The organism is Novosphingobium sp. MMS21-SN21R (assembly GCF_031846015.1).
GTDB lineage: Bacteria > Pseudomonadota > Alphaproteobacteria > Sphingomonadales > Sphingomonadaceae > Novosphingobium.
The window spans coordinates 358,490-374,301 of record NZ_JAVRDU010000003.1; the positions used below are offsets into that span (position 1 = coordinate 358,490).

Annotated in this window: 17 protein-coding genes; 9 read left to right on the forward strand and 8 right to left on the reverse strand. The window is 58.8% G+C overall.

Annotated features, from left to right (window positions below):
- Positions 1 to 3: 3 nt before the first annotated feature.
- Together RM192_RS17860 and RM192_RS17865 are read right to left on the reverse strand one after the other, a co-directional pair.
- On the reverse strand, positions 4 to 1,086 hold the full coding sequence (locus RM192_RS17860; protein WP_311509003.1) for a Zn-dependent alcohol dehydrogenase: 1,083 nt from the start codon (positions 1,084 to 1,086) through the stop codon (positions 4 to 6).
- Between the two features lie 37 nt (positions 1,087 to 1,123).
- On the reverse strand, positions 1,124 to 1,903 hold the full coding sequence (locus RM192_RS17865) for an SDR family oxidoreductase (RefSeq protein WP_311509004.1): 780 nt from the start codon (positions 1,901 to 1,903) through the stop codon (positions 1,124 to 1,126).
- Positions 1,904 to 1,992: 89 nt separating this feature from the next.
- On the opposite strand from RM192_RS17865, the gene RM192_RS17870 reads away from it, so the two are divergent.
- The 8 genes from RM192_RS17870 (at position 1,993) to RM192_RS17905 (ending at position 8,745) form a co-directional block, all read left to right on the forward strand.
- Positions 1,993 to 3,234: a cytochrome P450 gene (locus RM192_RS17870; RefSeq protein ID WP_311509005.1), complete on the forward strand. Its 1,242-nt coding sequence runs from the start codon at positions 1,993 to 1,995 to the stop codon at positions 3,232 to 3,234.
- 64 nt (positions 3,235 to 3,298) lie between these two features.
- Positions 3,299 to 4,015, forward strand: a complete 717-nt coding sequence (locus RM192_RS17875) for a TetR/AcrR family transcriptional regulator (RefSeq protein WP_311509006.1) — start codon at positions 3,299 to 3,301, stop codon at positions 4,013 to 4,015.
- A 25-nt stretch (positions 4,016 to 4,040) separates the two neighbouring features.
- On the forward strand, positions 4,041 to 4,832 hold the full coding sequence (locus RM192_RS17880) for an SDR family oxidoreductase (protein ID WP_311509007.1): 792 nt from the start codon (positions 4,041 to 4,043) through the stop codon (positions 4,830 to 4,832).
- A gap of 12 nt (positions 4,833 to 4,844) precedes the next feature.
- Positions 4,845 to 5,327, forward strand: coding sequence for a nuclear transport factor 2 family protein (locus tag RM192_RS17885; protein ID WP_311509008.1), 483 nt, complete (start codon positions 4,845 to 4,847; stop codon positions 5,325 to 5,327).
- Positions 5,324 to 5,809, forward strand: coding sequence for a nuclear transport factor 2 family protein (locus tag RM192_RS17890; RefSeq protein ID WP_311509009.1), 486 nt, complete (start codon positions 5,324 to 5,326; stop codon positions 5,807 to 5,809). The genes RM192_RS17885 and RM192_RS17890 overlap by 4 nt, the downstream gene beginning before the upstream one ends.
- Before the next feature lie 24 nt (positions 5,810 to 5,833).
- Positions 5,834 to 6,280: a nuclear transport factor 2 family protein gene (locus RM192_RS17895; RefSeq protein WP_311509010.1), complete on the forward strand. Its 447-nt coding sequence runs from the start codon at positions 5,834 to 5,836 to the stop codon at positions 6,278 to 6,280.
- A 16-nt stretch (positions 6,281 to 6,296) separates the two neighbouring features.
- The gene (locus RM192_RS17900; protein ID WP_311509011.1) at positions 6,297 to 7,964 is read left to right on the forward strand and encodes an FAD-dependent oxidoreductase; all 1,668 of its coding nucleotides are present in this window, start codon (positions 6,297 to 6,299) and stop codon (positions 7,962 to 7,964) included.
- 40 nt (positions 7,965 to 8,004) lie between these two features.
- A complete protein-coding gene (locus RM192_RS17905; protein WP_311509012.1) occupies positions 8,005 to 8,745 on the forward strand; it encodes a 2-oxo acid dehydrogenase subunit E2 in 741 nt (246 codons plus the stop codon).
- Positions 8,746 to 8,788: 43 nt separating this feature from the next.
- On the opposite strand, the gene RM192_RS17910 is transcribed toward RM192_RS17905, so the two are convergent.
- The 6 genes from RM192_RS17910 to RM192_RS17935 all read right to left on the reverse strand — a co-directional run bounded on the left by RM192_RS17910 (position 8,789) and on the right by RM192_RS17935 (position 15,435).
- Complete coding sequence (locus tag RM192_RS17910; RefSeq protein ID WP_311509013.1) at positions 8,789 to 9,211, reverse strand: hypothetical protein; 423 nt, start codon at positions 9,209 to 9,211, stop codon at positions 8,789 to 8,791.
- Between the two features lie 87 nt (positions 9,212 to 9,298).
- Positions 9,299 to 10,300 (reverse strand): NADP-dependent oxidoreductase, encoded by a 1,002-nt coding sequence (locus RM192_RS17915; RefSeq protein WP_311509015.1) that lies wholly within the window; start codon positions 10,298 to 10,300, stop codon positions 9,299 to 9,301.
- A 103-nt stretch (positions 10,301 to 10,403) separates the two neighbouring features.
- Positions 10,404 to 10,634 (reverse strand): biotin/lipoyl-containing protein, encoded by a 231-nt coding sequence (locus RM192_RS17920; protein WP_311509016.1) that lies wholly within the window; start codon positions 10,632 to 10,634, stop codon positions 10,404 to 10,406.
- 17 nt (positions 10,635 to 10,651) lie between these two features.
- Positions 10,652 to 12,679 carry a dehydrogenase E1 component subunit alpha/beta gene (locus RM192_RS17925; RefSeq protein ID WP_311509017.1) on the reverse strand — a complete coding sequence of 676 codons (2,028 nt, stop codon included), beginning with the start codon at positions 12,677 to 12,679 and terminating at the stop codon, positions 10,652 to 10,654.
- 263 nt (positions 12,680 to 12,942) lie between these two features.
- Positions 12,943 to 14,325 (reverse strand): aromatic ring-hydroxylating dioxygenase subunit alpha, encoded by a 1,383-nt coding sequence (locus RM192_RS17930; RefSeq protein WP_311509018.1) that lies wholly within the window; start codon positions 14,323 to 14,325, stop codon positions 12,943 to 12,945.
- A gap of 135 nt (positions 14,326 to 14,460) precedes the next feature.
- The gene (locus RM192_RS17935) at positions 14,461 to 15,435 is read right to left on the reverse strand and encodes a LysR family transcriptional regulator (protein ID WP_311509019.1); all 975 of its coding nucleotides are present in this window, start codon (positions 15,433 to 15,435) and stop codon (positions 14,461 to 14,463) included.
- Positions 15,436 to 15,643: 208 nt separating this feature from the next.
- Here RM192_RS17935 and RM192_RS17940 point away from each other — a divergent pair, with 208 nt between their 5' ends.
- Positions 15,644 to 15,805 carry a hypothetical protein gene (locus RM192_RS17940; protein WP_311509020.1) on the forward strand — a complete coding sequence of 54 codons (162 nt, stop codon included), beginning with the start codon at positions 15,644 to 15,646 and terminating at the stop codon, positions 15,803 to 15,805.
- The last annotated feature ends 7 nt before the right edge of the window (positions 15,806 to 15,812 follow it).

The window sequence follows — 15,812 nt, forward strand, 5'->3', positions numbered from 1 at the left end:
GAATCAAAAAGTGATGACCGACCGCGCCAGCGTGCCGGTGTGCATATCGTCGAACGCTTCGTTGATTTCCGACAACGGACGGCGGCGCGAAATCATTTCATCCAGCTTGAGTCGGCCATCCATGTAAAGATCAATGTAGCGCGGAATGTCGATGGTGTTGCGCACGCCGCCCATCATCGATCCTTGCACCTTCTTTTCGCGCAGGAACGCCAATGCAGGCAGTTCAACCTTCAGATCAAAGCGCGCCGCGCCAACAATCGTTTCGGTGCCGCCCTTGGTCAGCATGGTGAAGCCTTCCTCGATCGTCTGCTTCAAGCCGATGCATTCCAGCACGTGATCCACGCCGCGCCCGCCAGTCATCGCCATGACGTGTTCGACCACGTTGCCTTGGGTGCCATCAACCACATCAGTTGCGCCATAAGTCCGCGCCAGTTCCAGCTTGGATGCGATCCGATCAACCGCAATGATCTGCCCCGCGCCAGCCATAGCCGCGCCATTGATGGCAGAAAGGCCGACACCGCCGCAGCCGATTACCGCCACGGTTTCGCCCGGACGGATCGCAGCGGTACGGATTGCTGCACCAAGGCCGGTGGTCACACCGCAACCGATCAGGCAGGCCCGGTCAAACGGCATGTCGCGGCGCATCGGCACGCAGCCGCTCTCGTGGACAAGAATCTGTTCGGCAAAGGCACCCATGTTCATGAACGGGGCAAAGCGTTCCTGATCGCGGAACAGGCGCGGGGGTTCATCCGCACCGCGCATGGCCTCGGATGTGGTGCAACGATGGCTGTTGCCGCCGCCGCACTGTTCGCAATGGCCGCAATGGAATGTCAGGCAAACGACCACATGATCGCCAGGCTTCACGTTGTGCACTTCGGGGCCGACCTGTTCGACGATTCCGGCAGCTTCATGGCCCAGAATGGCCGGCAGAGGATGCGGCAGATCACCGGTCAGGATGTGCAGGTCGGAATGGCAAACGCCGACCGCCGCAAGCTTGACCAGAACCTCGCGCCCGATCGGCTTGGACACGCTGACGTCCTCGATCTCCATGCGCTGGCCCATCTGACGGAAAACCGCTGCCTTCATCAATCCAACTCCTCAAATTTACAGCGGCTTTTGCCGGTTACTTTGCCGAGAAACGAATTCCCGCATCCACCCGGATCGCCTGCGCATTGACATATGTATTGCGGCACAGTTCGAGCGCCATCGCGGCATACTCTTCAGGATTGCCAAAACGGTTAGGAAACGCGGTCATCGCGCTCAACCGGTCCTTCATTTCCTGCGGTGCGCGGTTCATCATCGGCGTGCTGAAGATGCCGGGAAGGATCGTGTTGACGCGGATGCCGAAGCGGCCAAGATCACGCGCAATCGGGAGCGTCATCCCGACGATGGCAGCTTTGCCCGCAGCATAGGCCGCCTGACCCATCTGGCCATCCTGCGCCGCCACCGAACCTGTGCAGACAATTGCCCCGCGCTCTCCATCAACCGGATCGAGCGTGGCGGCACCTGCAGCAAAGCGCGTGATCGTGGCGAATGTGCCAACCGCATTCAATGTGACGAAGTGCGCGAATTCTGCGGTTGGGAACACGCTGATGGCACCGGTTTCGCGGTCCTTGCGGATCGTTGACTTGGCATTGCCGCCGCCTGCGCACGAGATCAGGATGCGTTCCTGGCCGTGCGCCGCACGCGCCTTGGCAAAGGCTGCATCAAGGCTTTCGTCTGACAGCACATTGGCTTCGCAGTAAAGCGATCCCGTCTCTTGAGCGGCCAATTCGCCCGCTTCGGGGTTCAAATCGAAGATGGCGACTTTCGCGCCTGCGGCCCTCAGCGCCTTGACGCTTGCCAGTCCCAAGCCAGATGCTCCACCTGTGACAACGGCAGCAACGGAAGAATCGATAATCATTGAAAGGCCCTTGTTGCATTTCTTTATGCAGACCTTATTGCCGAGACAAATGGCGAGAGCAAGCAGCACATCCCAAGAGGAGCACTTACGTGGCTGAAAGCACCCTTCCGGTTGAGGCTATAACTGATCCCCGGACATTCACTGACCCTGCAGCATTGCATGGCTTGCTTGCCCGCATTCGCAAGACCGATCCCCTGCCCTATATCGCGGCAGACGACTACGCGCCGTTCTGGCTCGTCAGCCGCCACGCCGATATTCTGGAGGTGGAACGCAACGCCGCGCAGTTCATCAATGCGCCGCGTCAGGCATTGCTGCCGCTATCCTACGAGAAGCAGGCGCGCGCATTGGCCAACGGTCAGGAAACAGCGTCCTACATGCGCAATCTGATCATGATGGATGGCAACGAACATAAAGCCTACCGCACGATCACTCAATCCTACTTCACGCCCAAGGGCCTCGAAGGCGTGATTGGGGATATCGAGAATCTGGCCAAGGAGTTCATCAATCGGATGGACGAAGCAGACGGCGAGATTGATTTCGTTGATGTGGCGATGGCTTTCCCGCTGCGCGTAGTAATGACGATGCTGGGCGTACCGCAAGAAGACGAGCCGATGATGCTGCGCCTTACGCAGCAAACCTTGTCGAGCCAGGACCCTGAATTTCAGGCTGAAGGCGGTGCGCGCAAGGCCATGTTGGTCATGTATGACTACTTCAAAAAGATCATCGACGATCTGCGCGAAACCCCGAACAACACCCTCGCCAGTGTGATCTCCAATGCTCGCATCGATGGCGAACTTCTGGCTGATCGCGACGTGTTCGGCTATTTCAACATTACCGCGACCGCAGGCCACGATACCACCAGCTACGCGCTGACAACCGGCATGCTGGCATTCCTGCAGAACCCCGACCAGCTGGCCAAGCTGCGGGCAGACCCTGCGTTGATGCCACTGGCAGTGGAAGAAATCCTGCGCTGGACCACTCCGGTAAAGCACTTCTGCCGCACCGCTGTCAGTGATTGCACGGTTGCCGGAAAACAGATCAAAGCGGGCGACCACTTGCTGCTCAGCTTCCCGTCGGGCAGCTTCGACGAAGAAATCTACGAAGATCCCTATACCTTCCGGATCGACCGCAAGCCCAACCGCCACCTCGCCTTTGGCACTGGCCCGCACGTCTGCCTTGGGCAGTTCCTTGCGCGTTTCGAACTGCAGTCCTTCTTCCGTGAATTCCTTGACCGTGTCGAACATGTCGAATTGGCAGGGACGCCCCGCTTCGTCGAAGGCAGCTTCGTCGGCGGCGTAAAGCACCTGCCGATCAAATATCGGATGCGTTGATCAGGAGCGGAAACGGTGCAACAGTTGCTGCCTTGCTGCCCTTCAGATAACGTCTGTTAGCCTGGTGACGCTTGTCATCGATCCAATGGGAGCAGGCGTGACCGACGAAGGTGGCGACAATCGGCGGCAACGCAACCAGCGTGGCGAAGGCGCACGGCTGAAGCAGGAACTGGTCGAGGCTGCCATGCGCATCCTCGATCGGCAGCCCGGTGCCCAATTAAGCTTGCGCATGGTCGCAAAGGAAGCAGGTGTCGCGGCACCGTCGGTTTACCGGCACTTCCCTGATGCCCGCGCGATGATGACAGAAATCGTTTCGGTATGTTGGGCACAGATGGGTGACCGTATGGCCGACGCCGCAACCGGCTCTGACGATCCTATGGTCAGGCTGAAAGCGCAGTTGAGCGCTTATGTGCAATACGCAATGGAGCGCCCTTCGCGGTATCAATTGCTGTTTGCTCTGTCTTCAGGCGTCGAACACGATCTGGAAGGGCCCTTGCGCCCTGCCTATCGCCTCGTCCGCGATGCTATCGAAGCAGTCGGCACAAGCGGCGTATCCCTGCCGACCCCCAATTCCGCATCGGCCACTGTTCTGGCACTGTCGATGGTCCATGGGCGCATTGCCATCGCACACCTTTCTCCCCTGCGCGATGGCAACAATGCCGCAGGCGTGAAGGACTTCGTACTCGAAGCACTTGCCATTCTGTTCCGCCCGCACGACGCAGAAGACGGTTCGGCGCGGCAGGACTTGCCCCAAAAATCGCTTAGAGCTAACGGGTGTTAGCTTAAGGCGAAAAGGAGAGATTCGGATGTCACACACTACAGGCCGTCTGGCAGGCAAAGTTGCCATCATTACTGGCGCCAGCAAGGGCACCGGGGTTGTCATGGGCAAGCAGTTTGCCGATGCAGGCGCCAAGGTGCTGATGGTTGCCCGCAGCGAAGACGCCGTGAAGGAAGCTGCCGCAGCAGCAGGCAATGGTGCCATCGGCATGCGCGCCGACGTGACCAGCGAAGCCGACAATGCCGCCATCGTTGATCGCGCGCTGGCCGAATGGGGTCAGGTTGACATCCTGCTCAACAACGCCGTCATCCCCGGCAAGGACCTGCATGTGTGGGAACAGACGCTGGAAAACTGGAATGACGTTTTCGCCATCTGCATCACCGCGCCGATGCTGCTGTCGCGCGAAGTGCTCAAGCGTTCGATGCTGGAACGCAAGACTGGCTCGATCATCAACTTCTCGTCGACTGCTGGCTGGACCGGCATGCCGCGCAAGTCGCACTACGTTTCGGCCAAGGCAGGCCTGCGCGCACTGACCAAGGTGATCGCCACCGAAGCAGGCCCATATGGCGTGCGCTGCAACTGTCTGGTTCCCGGCGGAATCGAAACCGACCTGTGGCGCAACTGGGGCATCCGCATGGCCGCTGAACAGGGCATCACCTTCGAAGAGTGGAAGGAAAAGACCCTTGGCGACGTGCCTCTCCGCACGATCTCGCAGCCAGAAGACATCGGCAATCTCGCCCTGTTCCTCGCCAGCGACGATAGCCGCACCATCACCGGACAGTCGATCAATTGCGACGCCGGCAGCATCATGATCGGCTAAGTGAGAGATATCATGGCAAAGACAATCGAACAGCGTCTTCTGGAACTGGAAGACCGTGAAGCCATCCGCCAGGTCGTGGCCGGTTACGGCTACGCCGTCGACGGGCTGAACGCCCAGGCCGTGGGTGAATGCTATGTCGATGACGGCGTTTATGCCGTTGGCGACATCGGCAAGATGGAAGGCCGCGAAACGATCGAGGCGATTACACGCGATCCGGGCCATCTGAAGTATGTCGGCGCCGGTTGCGCGCATATCGCCACCTCGCCCTATATCGTGCTGGATGGGGACCGCGCAGTTGCCACCTGCCATACTATGGTCAACATGCATGGCGAAAACGGCTTCTTCATCGGCCGCCTCAGCGCGTCACGCATCGATCTGGCGCGTCAGGCTGATGGCAGCTGGAAGATCACCTACCGTCAGAACTACATGCTGAACGGCGATCCTGCGGGTTCGCAATTGCTGGGCCGTCTCAAGGAAGGCCCTGCGGCGGCGTGATCGAAAAGGTTGCCGGTCCCATGGTGAATATGTCAGATCTCGAAAAGCTGCGGGCGATTGATGAAATCGCACTGCTAAAGGCACGACGGGATCGCGCAGCAGACACCAAGGACTGGGCCCTTTACGAATCGCTGCATGCCCCCGATCATGTGTCGGAAAACGGCGATTATGGTCGCTGGACCAGTGCCGCCGAAATGATGATCTACGTGCCGAAAAGCATGGAGAACCTTGTCACCCTGCACCAGTCGCATTCACCTGAAATCACCTTCGTTTCCGCAGTCAAGGCGCACGGCATCTGGGCGATGGAAGGCATGTCATTCTGGCAGCAGGGCGGCGAGGACCACTGGTTCCAGGCGTTCGGGCATTATTTTGAGACGTACGAAAGCCGCGACGGCCGCTGGCTGTTCACAAGCCGCTCGTTAAAATACTACCATACCAGGCGATCACCGGGCGCGATCTTCCCCCCGAAGATCGACGCCTGAGCCAGCCCCAGAAGGAGAGATAAAATGACCGGCATGACCGACATCGAATACCTGATGGCCGTCAACGAAATCCAGCTTCTGAAATCGCGCCGTGACCGCGCGTGCGACACCAAGGACTGGGACCTTTATCGCGCACTGCATGCCGACGATCACGTCTCGCACAACCAAGGTTTCGAACGCTGGGAATCAGCGGACGTTATGATCGAGAACGTCAAGGCGCTGCTCGGCACGGGCCGTACGACGGTGCACCATTCACACACCCCGGACATTACCTTTGAATCCGCCACCAAGGCCAAGGGCATCTGGGGCATGGAAGATCTGATCTTCGATTCAGAATCCGGAGAACTGCTGATCCACGGCTTTGGCTTTTATCACGAGACGTATGAAAAGCGGGACGGCAAATGGCTGTTCACCAGCCGCCAGTTGAAACGCACGCTGGTTCGTGAAAAGCCGGAAAGCGCCAAGGCCTGACGCAGGGGAGATGATTATGGCCGCTTTTGATGAGACCTTTGACTTTGTCGTCGTCGGAAGCGGCGGCGGTTCGATGTGCTGCGCGCTCGCTTTGCGCACCGCCGGGAAATCCGTGGCGATCCTTGAAAAGACCGATTTGATCGGCGGCACCACCGCACGGTCCGGCGGCGTAATGTGGATTCCCGACAACCGCTTCATGAAGCGCGACGGTGTACCAGACAGCACCAAACAGGCCATCACTTACCTCAACGCGCTATCGGGAAACACCAACGATGCACCGGGGACGTCAGCTGAACGCCGCCAGATTTACGTCACTCAGGGCAAGGAGATGGTCGATTTTCTGGTGGCGCAAGGCATCAAACTGAACCGCGTCTCCTATTGGCCGGACTATCACGATGAGCTGCCAGGCAGCTCGGAAAAGGGCCGCACAGTCGTTGCCGAACTGTTCAACGTCAACGAACTTGGGCCTTGGAAAGCGAAGCTGCGGCCCAATTTCATCCCGATGATGAGCACGCTGGATGAGATGCTCAAGCTGCGTTTCATCAAGAAGTCGTGGGAAGCCAAACGCATCGCCGTGCGCTTTGGCCTGCGCACGATCTTCGCCAAACTGACCGGCAAGCACTATGTCACCGCGGGCGCGGCACTTCAGGGGCGGATGTTTCAGGCCACGCTAAAGGCAGGCGTCGAATTTCGCACCGAATCCCCCGTAACCGAATTGATCGTTGATGGCGGCAAGGTTGTCGGCGTGATGACGACCAAAGACGGCAAGCCTTGGCGCATAGGCACGCGGCTCGGCGTGCTCGTCAACGCGGGCGGTTTTGCCAAGAATCAGGCGATGCGCGATCAGTACATCCCCGGCACTTCCACCAACTGGAGCCTTGCGACCGAAGGTGACACCGGTGAAATGATCCGCGAAATGCAGCGCCACGGCGCAGCCCTTGGCCAGATGGAAGAAATGGTCGGCAACCAGATCGCCATACCGCCGGGCATGGAAGAAGAACCGATCAAGCCGGTTGTCCAGGGCGTGACTGCCGCCCCGCATTGTATCCTCGTCGATCAATCGGGCGTGCGTTACATGAACGAAGGCGGCTCCTACATGGCCTATTGCAAGGGCATGCTGAACCGCCACCAGATCACGCCTGCGGTGCCCAGTTGGGCGATCATGGACCAGCAGTTCATGGATCAGTCAATGCTGGCGGGCACAATGGCAGGGTCCACAAAACCCAAATCGTGGTTCGAAACCGGCTTCCTGCGCAAGGCTGACAGCATCGAGGAATTGGCCGGGCAAATCGCCATTGACCCTGTGGCCCTGCGCGAAACAGTGGACCGGTTCAACGGCTTTGTCGTACAAGGCCATGACGATGATTTCAACCGTGGCGACCGTGCCTATGACCGCTGGCTGGGCGATCATTTCGCCCCGAACGCGTCGCTGGGCGCCATCGAAAAAGGGCCGTTCTTCGCGATGCAGGTTCTGCCCGGTGATGTCGGCACATATGGCGGCGTCGTGACCGATGCCGATGCCCGCGTGCTGCGGGACGATGGCACAGTGATCGAAGGCCTTTATGCCACAGGTGTGTCCACAGCGTCATCCATGGGCCGCTCTTATCCCGGCGCTGGAGCCAGCGTCGGCCCGTCTTTCGTGTGGGGCTATGTCACCGCCAAACACGTACTCGCACACGCCTAAAGGCAGCGCTGCCCCGCAATTCAAGCAAGGAAATGCATAAATGACCGATGCGCCAAAGCCCGATATTGCCGACAAGCTCGAAATGATGGGCATTCCTCGTGGCAGCTATGACGTAAAGCCGCTCAGCCGCGTGCACAAGTTCATCGCCCAGCGCCTGACCGATGCTTCACGCGATGTGCCAAGTTTCCCGCTGGAAACCGAAATTCAGCTCGACGCACTGCTGGCTGCCCGCGCCGCCTATAACGCATCGGCAGAGGTCAAGATTTCGGTCAACGATCTGATCATCAAGGCCGCAGCGCTCAGCCTGATGGCGGTGCCTGAAGTAAACACCAGTTTCATGGCCGAAGGCGTGATCCAGCATCACAACGCCGATGTTGCCGTGGCCGTGGCCGCTCAATCCGGCCTGATAACACCCATCGTGCGCGCCGCGGAAGGCCGTAGCCTTGCCGATATTTCGGCCACGATGAAGGACATGGTAGCCCGCGCTCAAGTGCGCAAGCTGAACCCCGAAGAATACACCGGCGGCACTTTTGCCGTGTCCAACCTTGGCATGTTCGGCATCACCCGCTTCGGGTCGATCATCAACCCGCCGCACGGTGCGATCATCTCGATCGGTGCAGGCAAGGAACGTGCCGTGGTGCGTGATGGCGCAGTCGTCATCGCCACGATGATGAATGCAACGCTGACCTGTGATCACCGCGTAATCGATGGCGCGGCCGGAGCACGCTGGCTTCAGAACTTCCAGAGCCAGATCGAAACGCCTGAAGGCCTGTTTGCTTGAAGATATGGAAAAGGGCGGGTTTCGGCCCGCCCTTTTCCGATAGTCATTCCGCCGGCGTGTCCGCAGGCGGGTTCATTTTTTCCAGCGCTTTCTGCATGGCGTCCATGCACATTTGCAGCGCGTGGGCAGGATTCAGCTCAAGCACCTTGCTTGGTTCTTCATAGATCAGCACGTGGCCAGACGGGATGAAGTAAGCCTCACCTGCTTCGATCACTTCATCGGGCCAGTCTGATCCGGGATATTTGGCGCGCAGCCTCCCTTCGAAGATATAGCCGTAATGCGGGCATGGGCAGACGCCCCCCGGCAGGCCGCCAAACTTGTATTGTTCGGAACAATCGAGTGGTGAATGGACGGTGGTATAACCCACTTCCATATCGCCCCACTGGACGCTGCGGAAGCCTTCGGTGCCAATGGCAGGCCAGCGTTCAACCCCGTTCGGCAAGTCTTCAGGTCTGCAATGCGGCATCGGTCTTCTCCTAGATTATCCGAATGTTCATCCCGGTTACGATGATCATGCGGACAGTCATGGCAGAATGCAATTCCCCTTATGCAATCAACTTAGCTTGAGGATCATTTTTCCGTGATTGGTCCCCGCAAACAGACGCAGGAATGCAGGCAACGCATTCTCGATGCCCTCTTCAATATGTTCATCAATGCGCAAACGCCCCTCGTTCACCCACTGCGTCAATTGCGCGGCGGCTTGCGGAATGCGGGCAATATGCTGGGTCAGGATGAAGCCTTCGATCCGGGCGCCGTGGACGATCAATTGCCACAGATTGCGGGAAGGCGCAGGATCGCTGTTGTATTGGCTGATCAATCCGCACAGCACGACGCGGCCCTTGGCATTGAGGTTCATCAGTCCGGCATCCAGAATGGCGCCTCCGACGTTTTCGAACTGCACATCCACGCCATCTGGCGCAGCGGCACGGATGGCACTGACAAGTTCCTGCTCGCTCTTGCCGCGATAATCGATTGCGGCATCATACCCATAGTCATCAATCAACCGGGCGCACTTTTCAGGTCCGCCCGCAATGCCAATTGCGCGGCACCCTTGAATCTTGGCAATCTGGCCGACCAACGACCCCACGCCGCCTGCCGCACCGCTGACCAGCACGGTTTCGCCCGCGCGCGGTTTCCCGATGTCCAGCAATCCCAGATAAGCGGTCGGTCCAACGCCGGTGCCCACCGAGAGATAATTGGTGACAAGCGGCAACGCCGCAGGATCAATCAACCGGCCTGTTTGCTGCACCGAATATTCCGCAATCCCGCCAAGCGTTGCCACCCATGCCCCTTCGGGGAAATCTGCATGGCGCGACTGGACAACGACGCCAATCGTCGATGCGCGGATCACATCGCCAAGGCGGATGGGCGGCATGTAGGATGGCTTGTCATCCATCCATCCGCGCATCGCCGGATCAAGCGAAGCATAATGATTGCGCACGAGGAACTGCCCTTCGGACAGACCGGGCGTTTCATCTGTCACCAGCGCAAAATCTGCATCCTCAGGCATTCCCGATGGACGGCGAACCAGTGTGAAACTCCGGTTGATCGGCATGAACGTCCCTCCTCAGCGCTTCCCAAAACGACATGACCTGCCGCTCCCGGTGTGGGAGGGCAGGTCACAAATTCGTGCATTCAAGCAGAAACAGGCAATAAGATCAGACGATCTCGCCGATTTCAGTGCCCACTTCATACGTCTGATCAGGCGTCGCCTTCTGGATCAGCTTGCCCGAAGCAGGCGCTTCGATTTCGCGGGCCGTCTTGTCAGTTTCGAGGATGTAAATGACATCCCCTTCCTTCACCTCGGCGCCGTCTGCAACTTCCCAGCTGGTCAGTGTGCCTTCGGTCATCGACATTTCAAGGCGTGGAATGGTGAGAATGGTCGACACGTTTGTTCCTCCGGACTTCAGGACTTCAGGGATGCGCGCACGCGCGATACGATTGCGGCTGCACCGGGAACCTGGCTCATCTCGATTTCGCGAGAATAGGCAATCGGCGCATAGTCCGCACCAAGGCGGATGGCCGGTGCCTTGAGCTGGCCCCAGAGTTCTTCATTGATGGTCGAGCAGATTTCGGCACCCAAACCGCAGAATTCAACTGCGGCATGGACAACAACCGCCCGCCCGGTCTTTTTCACCGATTCCAGAACACGGTGATAATCAATCGGCACCAGTGAACGCAAATCGATCACTTCGGCGCTGATGCCTTCCTTGGCCAGCTCTTCTGCAGCGGCAAGGCAATTGTGCAGTTCAAAGCCATAGCTGATGAGCGTGACATCAGTGCCTTCGCGCTTCACCTTGGCGACGCCCAGCGGGATGCGGTAATCGCCGGTTGGTACTTCTGCCTTCTGCGTGAACAGCAGCATGATCGATTCCAGCACGACCACCGGATCGGGGTCATTGATTGCCGAAAGCAGCATGCCCTTGGCGTCTACCGGGTTGGACGGGAACAGCACCTTGATGCCGGGGACGTGCGTCAGCCAAGCTTCGAGGTTCTGCGAATGCTGCGCACCGAAACCGCCAATGGCACCGCCCACCTGCATACGGATGGTCAGTGGTGCATGGGTTGCCGAACCCGACATGTAGCGCTGCTTTGCGGCGTGGTTGGCGATCTGATCGAGGCAGACACCCATGAAATCGGCAAACATGATTTCTGCAATGGGGTTCATGCCAGCGATTGATGAACCGATGGCCGCACCGATGATGGCCGATTCCGAAATCGGGGTGTTGCGGACGCGGTTCTTGCCGAACTTGGTCTGCAGGCCCTTGTTCGTGCCGAATGCGCCGCCCTGAGGATCGCCGACGTCTTCGCCCAGCAGGAACACTTCAGGATTGGCGGCCATGGCCACGTCCTGTGCATCGGTGATGGCGGTAGCCATGGTCATCGTTGCGGTGGGGCCGGGAAATTCGCCTTCGGCTTCGCGCACCGGATAGATGCCGCGTGTGGGCACGCAAGTTGCATCGGCGAACACGTCGACCAGCGTTTCGCTGGCAGGCGTGACCGGGCTGGTCATGGCGCGGGCAATGGCGTCTTCGACTTCGGCCTTGGCAGCAGCTTCGACTGCCGACAGTTCGTCTTCGGTGCAGATGCCGGCATCAAGCAGCAGGCTGCGCGTCTTTTCAACGGGCGCCCGCTCCTTGGCAGCAGCCAGAATGTCCTTGGCGGCGTTGTAATTGTCGCCAACCCCGGCGTGGGGGCCCATGCGATAGGTCAAGGCTTCGACAAACACCGGACCATTGCCGGCGCGGACGGATTCGATCACTTCCTTCATGCCATTGTAGAAGGCCGCAGGATCATTACCGTCGAGTTGCACGCCGCGGAAGCCAAGCGCTTGCGCACGGCCAAAGAAGTTGGGGCTGGCGGTATAGGTTTCAATCGGGGTGTATTCACCCCACTGGTTGTTCTGGCACAGGAAAATGATCGGCAGCTTCCACACGCCAGCCAGGTTCATGGCTTCATGCACGGGACCGATCGAGGTTGCACCATCGCCAAAGTTGACGATCGTCACACGGTCTTCGCCGCGTTCCTTGGCCGAAATGGCAAGGCCGTTGGCAATAACCGGACCAGCACCGACGATGGCGGTCGTGACCATCGAACCCGACGAGGGATCAGAGATGTGCGGGCTGCCGCCCTTGCCCTTGTTCAAGCCGCCTTCACGGCCCAGCGCTTCGGCAAACATGCCGTACAGATCAACGCCCTTGGCAACCTGATCGTGAATGCCGCGATAGGTGGTGACCATGTAATCGCGCGCGGTGGTAAGCTGCGAGATCGTGGCGGGGATGTTTTCCTGACCGGTCATCGGCCAATATGTGAAAGTGAACTTGCCGGCCGAAAGACCTGCCTGAATGGCTTTGTCCACGGCGCGGATGCGCACCATTTGACCATAGATGGACTTGAGCACTTCCGGCTCGATGCCCAGATTACCTTGCACCATCAGACCTGTCCCTCAACTTCTTGACATCACCACCAGACAACAACCAGTGCATGACAGCGCGGCGATTGTCTTTGATCCCTGGGCACACGCGCACAAGAATCCCTTGCACGCTCTAGTGCCTTCGAAGAGACCGTATGTCCATGCCTAATGCATCATGGCTGTGTCATTAAATTGCAAGGCAGGGTGGCAGGTTTGGCTGGCCCCCCAACGCAAAGGGCCGCCCGGTCAAAGCCGGCCCGCGCAAGTAGCGTCCTGTTGCCTGATCAGATGCCGATATCCATGATCGGGGCATCGAAACCGCAATTCACGATCTGTGATGATTTGGCGAGGGTATCGGCAGGCAGGCCGGCAATATAGCCGTCAATCAGTCGCTGATAATTGCTGATCATGCCTTCGCCGCCCTTGCCCAGACTGCTGCCGATCCGCATGAAGTCAAGATTGTGCAGTCCCACTTGCTGCAATGGCAGGTTGGAATAATCCTGACGCGGAATTTCCGGGAAATCCTGTGAATCAAAGGGCAGCATCGTGGGGCCTTTGGGCGTTTCGAATGGTTCGCCATCGGCGCGCGGGGCCATGTTCCAGATTTCGAACAGGCATGTTTCCGGCGTCAGCGGACGTATCCGGTACGATGCCATGGCTCCCATGACCGGAAGCAGGAAATAGTTCGGGAACATGAATTCGACATAGTGCATGTCCGGGCCCAGAAACGCCTTGGCAATATCGAATGTTTCCACCCCGCGCGCCCGCGCGTCGGCTTCCACATCCTTGCAGGCCTGGGTGTAGAATGCGGCTGCGGCTGCCATCGGATCTTCGGGCACGTCCATCCCGGCCAGACGGTCGATCACCGCCAGTTCGGATTTGTGGATCATCGATCCACCCATGCCCTCGTTCAGATTGTGCAGGAAGGCCAGGATGTGCTGCACCATTTCCTTGCCGGTCAGACCTTCGTTGACAGGCTTGCCATCAAAGTCCGGCCCGAATTGTGTGGTGGCATAAGGCGATACCTGGAACAATTGCGGATGCGTCTGCATCACGTGATAGCCTTCATGGAAGGCTTCCATCGCCAATTTCCAGTTGGTGGGCAGTACCGTGCCAAACCACCATTCGATCTTCAGTGTTTCTGCACGCCGGGTGTCCATGCGTTCGGCCACAGGGCCAAGGCTTTCGCGCAGGCCGGGTGCAGTGTCATCAAAATTGATGAACGCACAGCCTGCCCAGAACTCGACACGGACCGGCGCAAGATCGATCTGGTCCGGCGTGATGATGGCTTCATCAAAGATTTCGCGCCCGAACACGAAGCTGTTTTTGCCCTGTTCGTCCCAGCGCCAACCGTGAAACGGGCAGCGGAAGCCACGGTTCTTGCAATTGCCCTTGCCCCGCGCCAGCTTAACCCCGCGATGACGGCAGGCATTGAGAAACGCTTTCACGCCATCGGCTGTATTGAGCAGGATCACCGAACGGTCGAAAATCTCGTAGACGGTGTAATCGCCCTGATTGGGAATCTCTTCCAGACGACAGGCCATTTGCCACACATGGGGCCACAGCTTTTCCTGCTCTGCCTTGAAGAACGCGTCGCTGTAATACCGTTCAGCCGGAATCAGGGCGGGGTTCGTGATCGGGAACGGGTTGCTTGCAGTATCAGCCATGGCGCGATCCTTGAATGGGTCATTCCGGAGAAGGCCCATTGCTATCGCAGCCGGGCATAACGCGACTTGAGCAATGTCAAATTTTGCATCGCCTGTGATGCATTGCGCTTTTCAGCGCGGCAGCGGCGCGAAGGATCAGCCCTCGTCCGACACCCGGACAACCTCATGGCCGCACAGCGTGGTCCAGCTTTCCGTGCCTAAAACGATGGCGGCCTGGTGCTGGTCAATCGCGGTATGCAGCGTCGCCATCAAGGCGCTGACCGACGGGTTTGCGGCTTCGCGCAGCCAGCCCAGCGTCAGGTCCAGTTCCATGACAAAGTCGGTCAGCGGGCGAAAAACGAATTGCCCCGGACTTGTCGAAAGGATGGTCGATGCCGGAGTCAGGCACAGGCCTGTGCTGACCGATGCAAGATCGAGCTGTTCTTCATGCGTGGCCGAAAGCTGGCGGATGATCGGCTCCAGTCCATGCAGGCGGCACTGCTGCATCAACACATCCTGTTCATCATGGGCGGAATGGCGGGCCAGCCAGATCAGCGGCTGATCGGCAAGTTCGGTCAACCGGATCGGCGTATGGACGGCCAGCGGATGCGCGGGATGCACCGCAACGATATAGCGCTCCTTGTGAATCAGCCGCTCGGCCAGTTTGGGGGATCGGATGCGACGTTCATAAGCAAGGGTTATGTCCAACCGGTCATCGCGCAGCGCCTCGACCAGATCAACCGATGGCGCGCGCATGTATGCCAGATCAAGATGCCCCGGCCCCACCTGAAACGCCTCGATAGCATCATGAACGAAAGCATATTTGCGTGCATTCATGACCAGCCCCAAACGCACGGGCCGGTCCTGCTCCAGTTCGATGCGCCGCGTATTATGGATCGCGCGGTCCAATGCTTTGACCAGAGCGACGGCTTCATCATGGAAGCATTTTCCCGCAGGCGTCGTCGTAACCCCGCGTGAACCACGGATCAACAGAGTGCATCCCAGCGTCAATTCCAGATCACGGATGCGGCGCGACAAGGCGGGCTGGGCAATGTTCATCCGCCGCGCCGCACCTTGCAGCGATCCTTCTTCAACCGTGGCGATGAAGTAGCGAAGCAGGCGGAAATCCATGCCACGCGGTATACCGAGAAAGCATGTCTGGGACAATCCAACCGATATTTGCCGTTGCCACACCTATCTGGCAGCAAGCAAATAACATCGGTTGGCACACACCATTGAACGCAGCATAGGGTTGCGAGGCAGCCTTCTATATTAATGCGCTTCGCTGTGTGCAAAATGCCCTTCCGTACCCCCGCCATTTGCTATAGTCCCCGTTTGCATGAGCGATGTCATGCACGGATTGGAGACCTTCGTTTCGCGCAAAGGCATCGGATCTGGTGGCGCAGTGCGCTGCCAGACGGCGCATATTGCGGCCCGGCATTCGCTCATCGCGCTGGCAGGAAATGCCATGCCCCACGGCGGCCAGCACGCAATCGCCTGATCGAGTT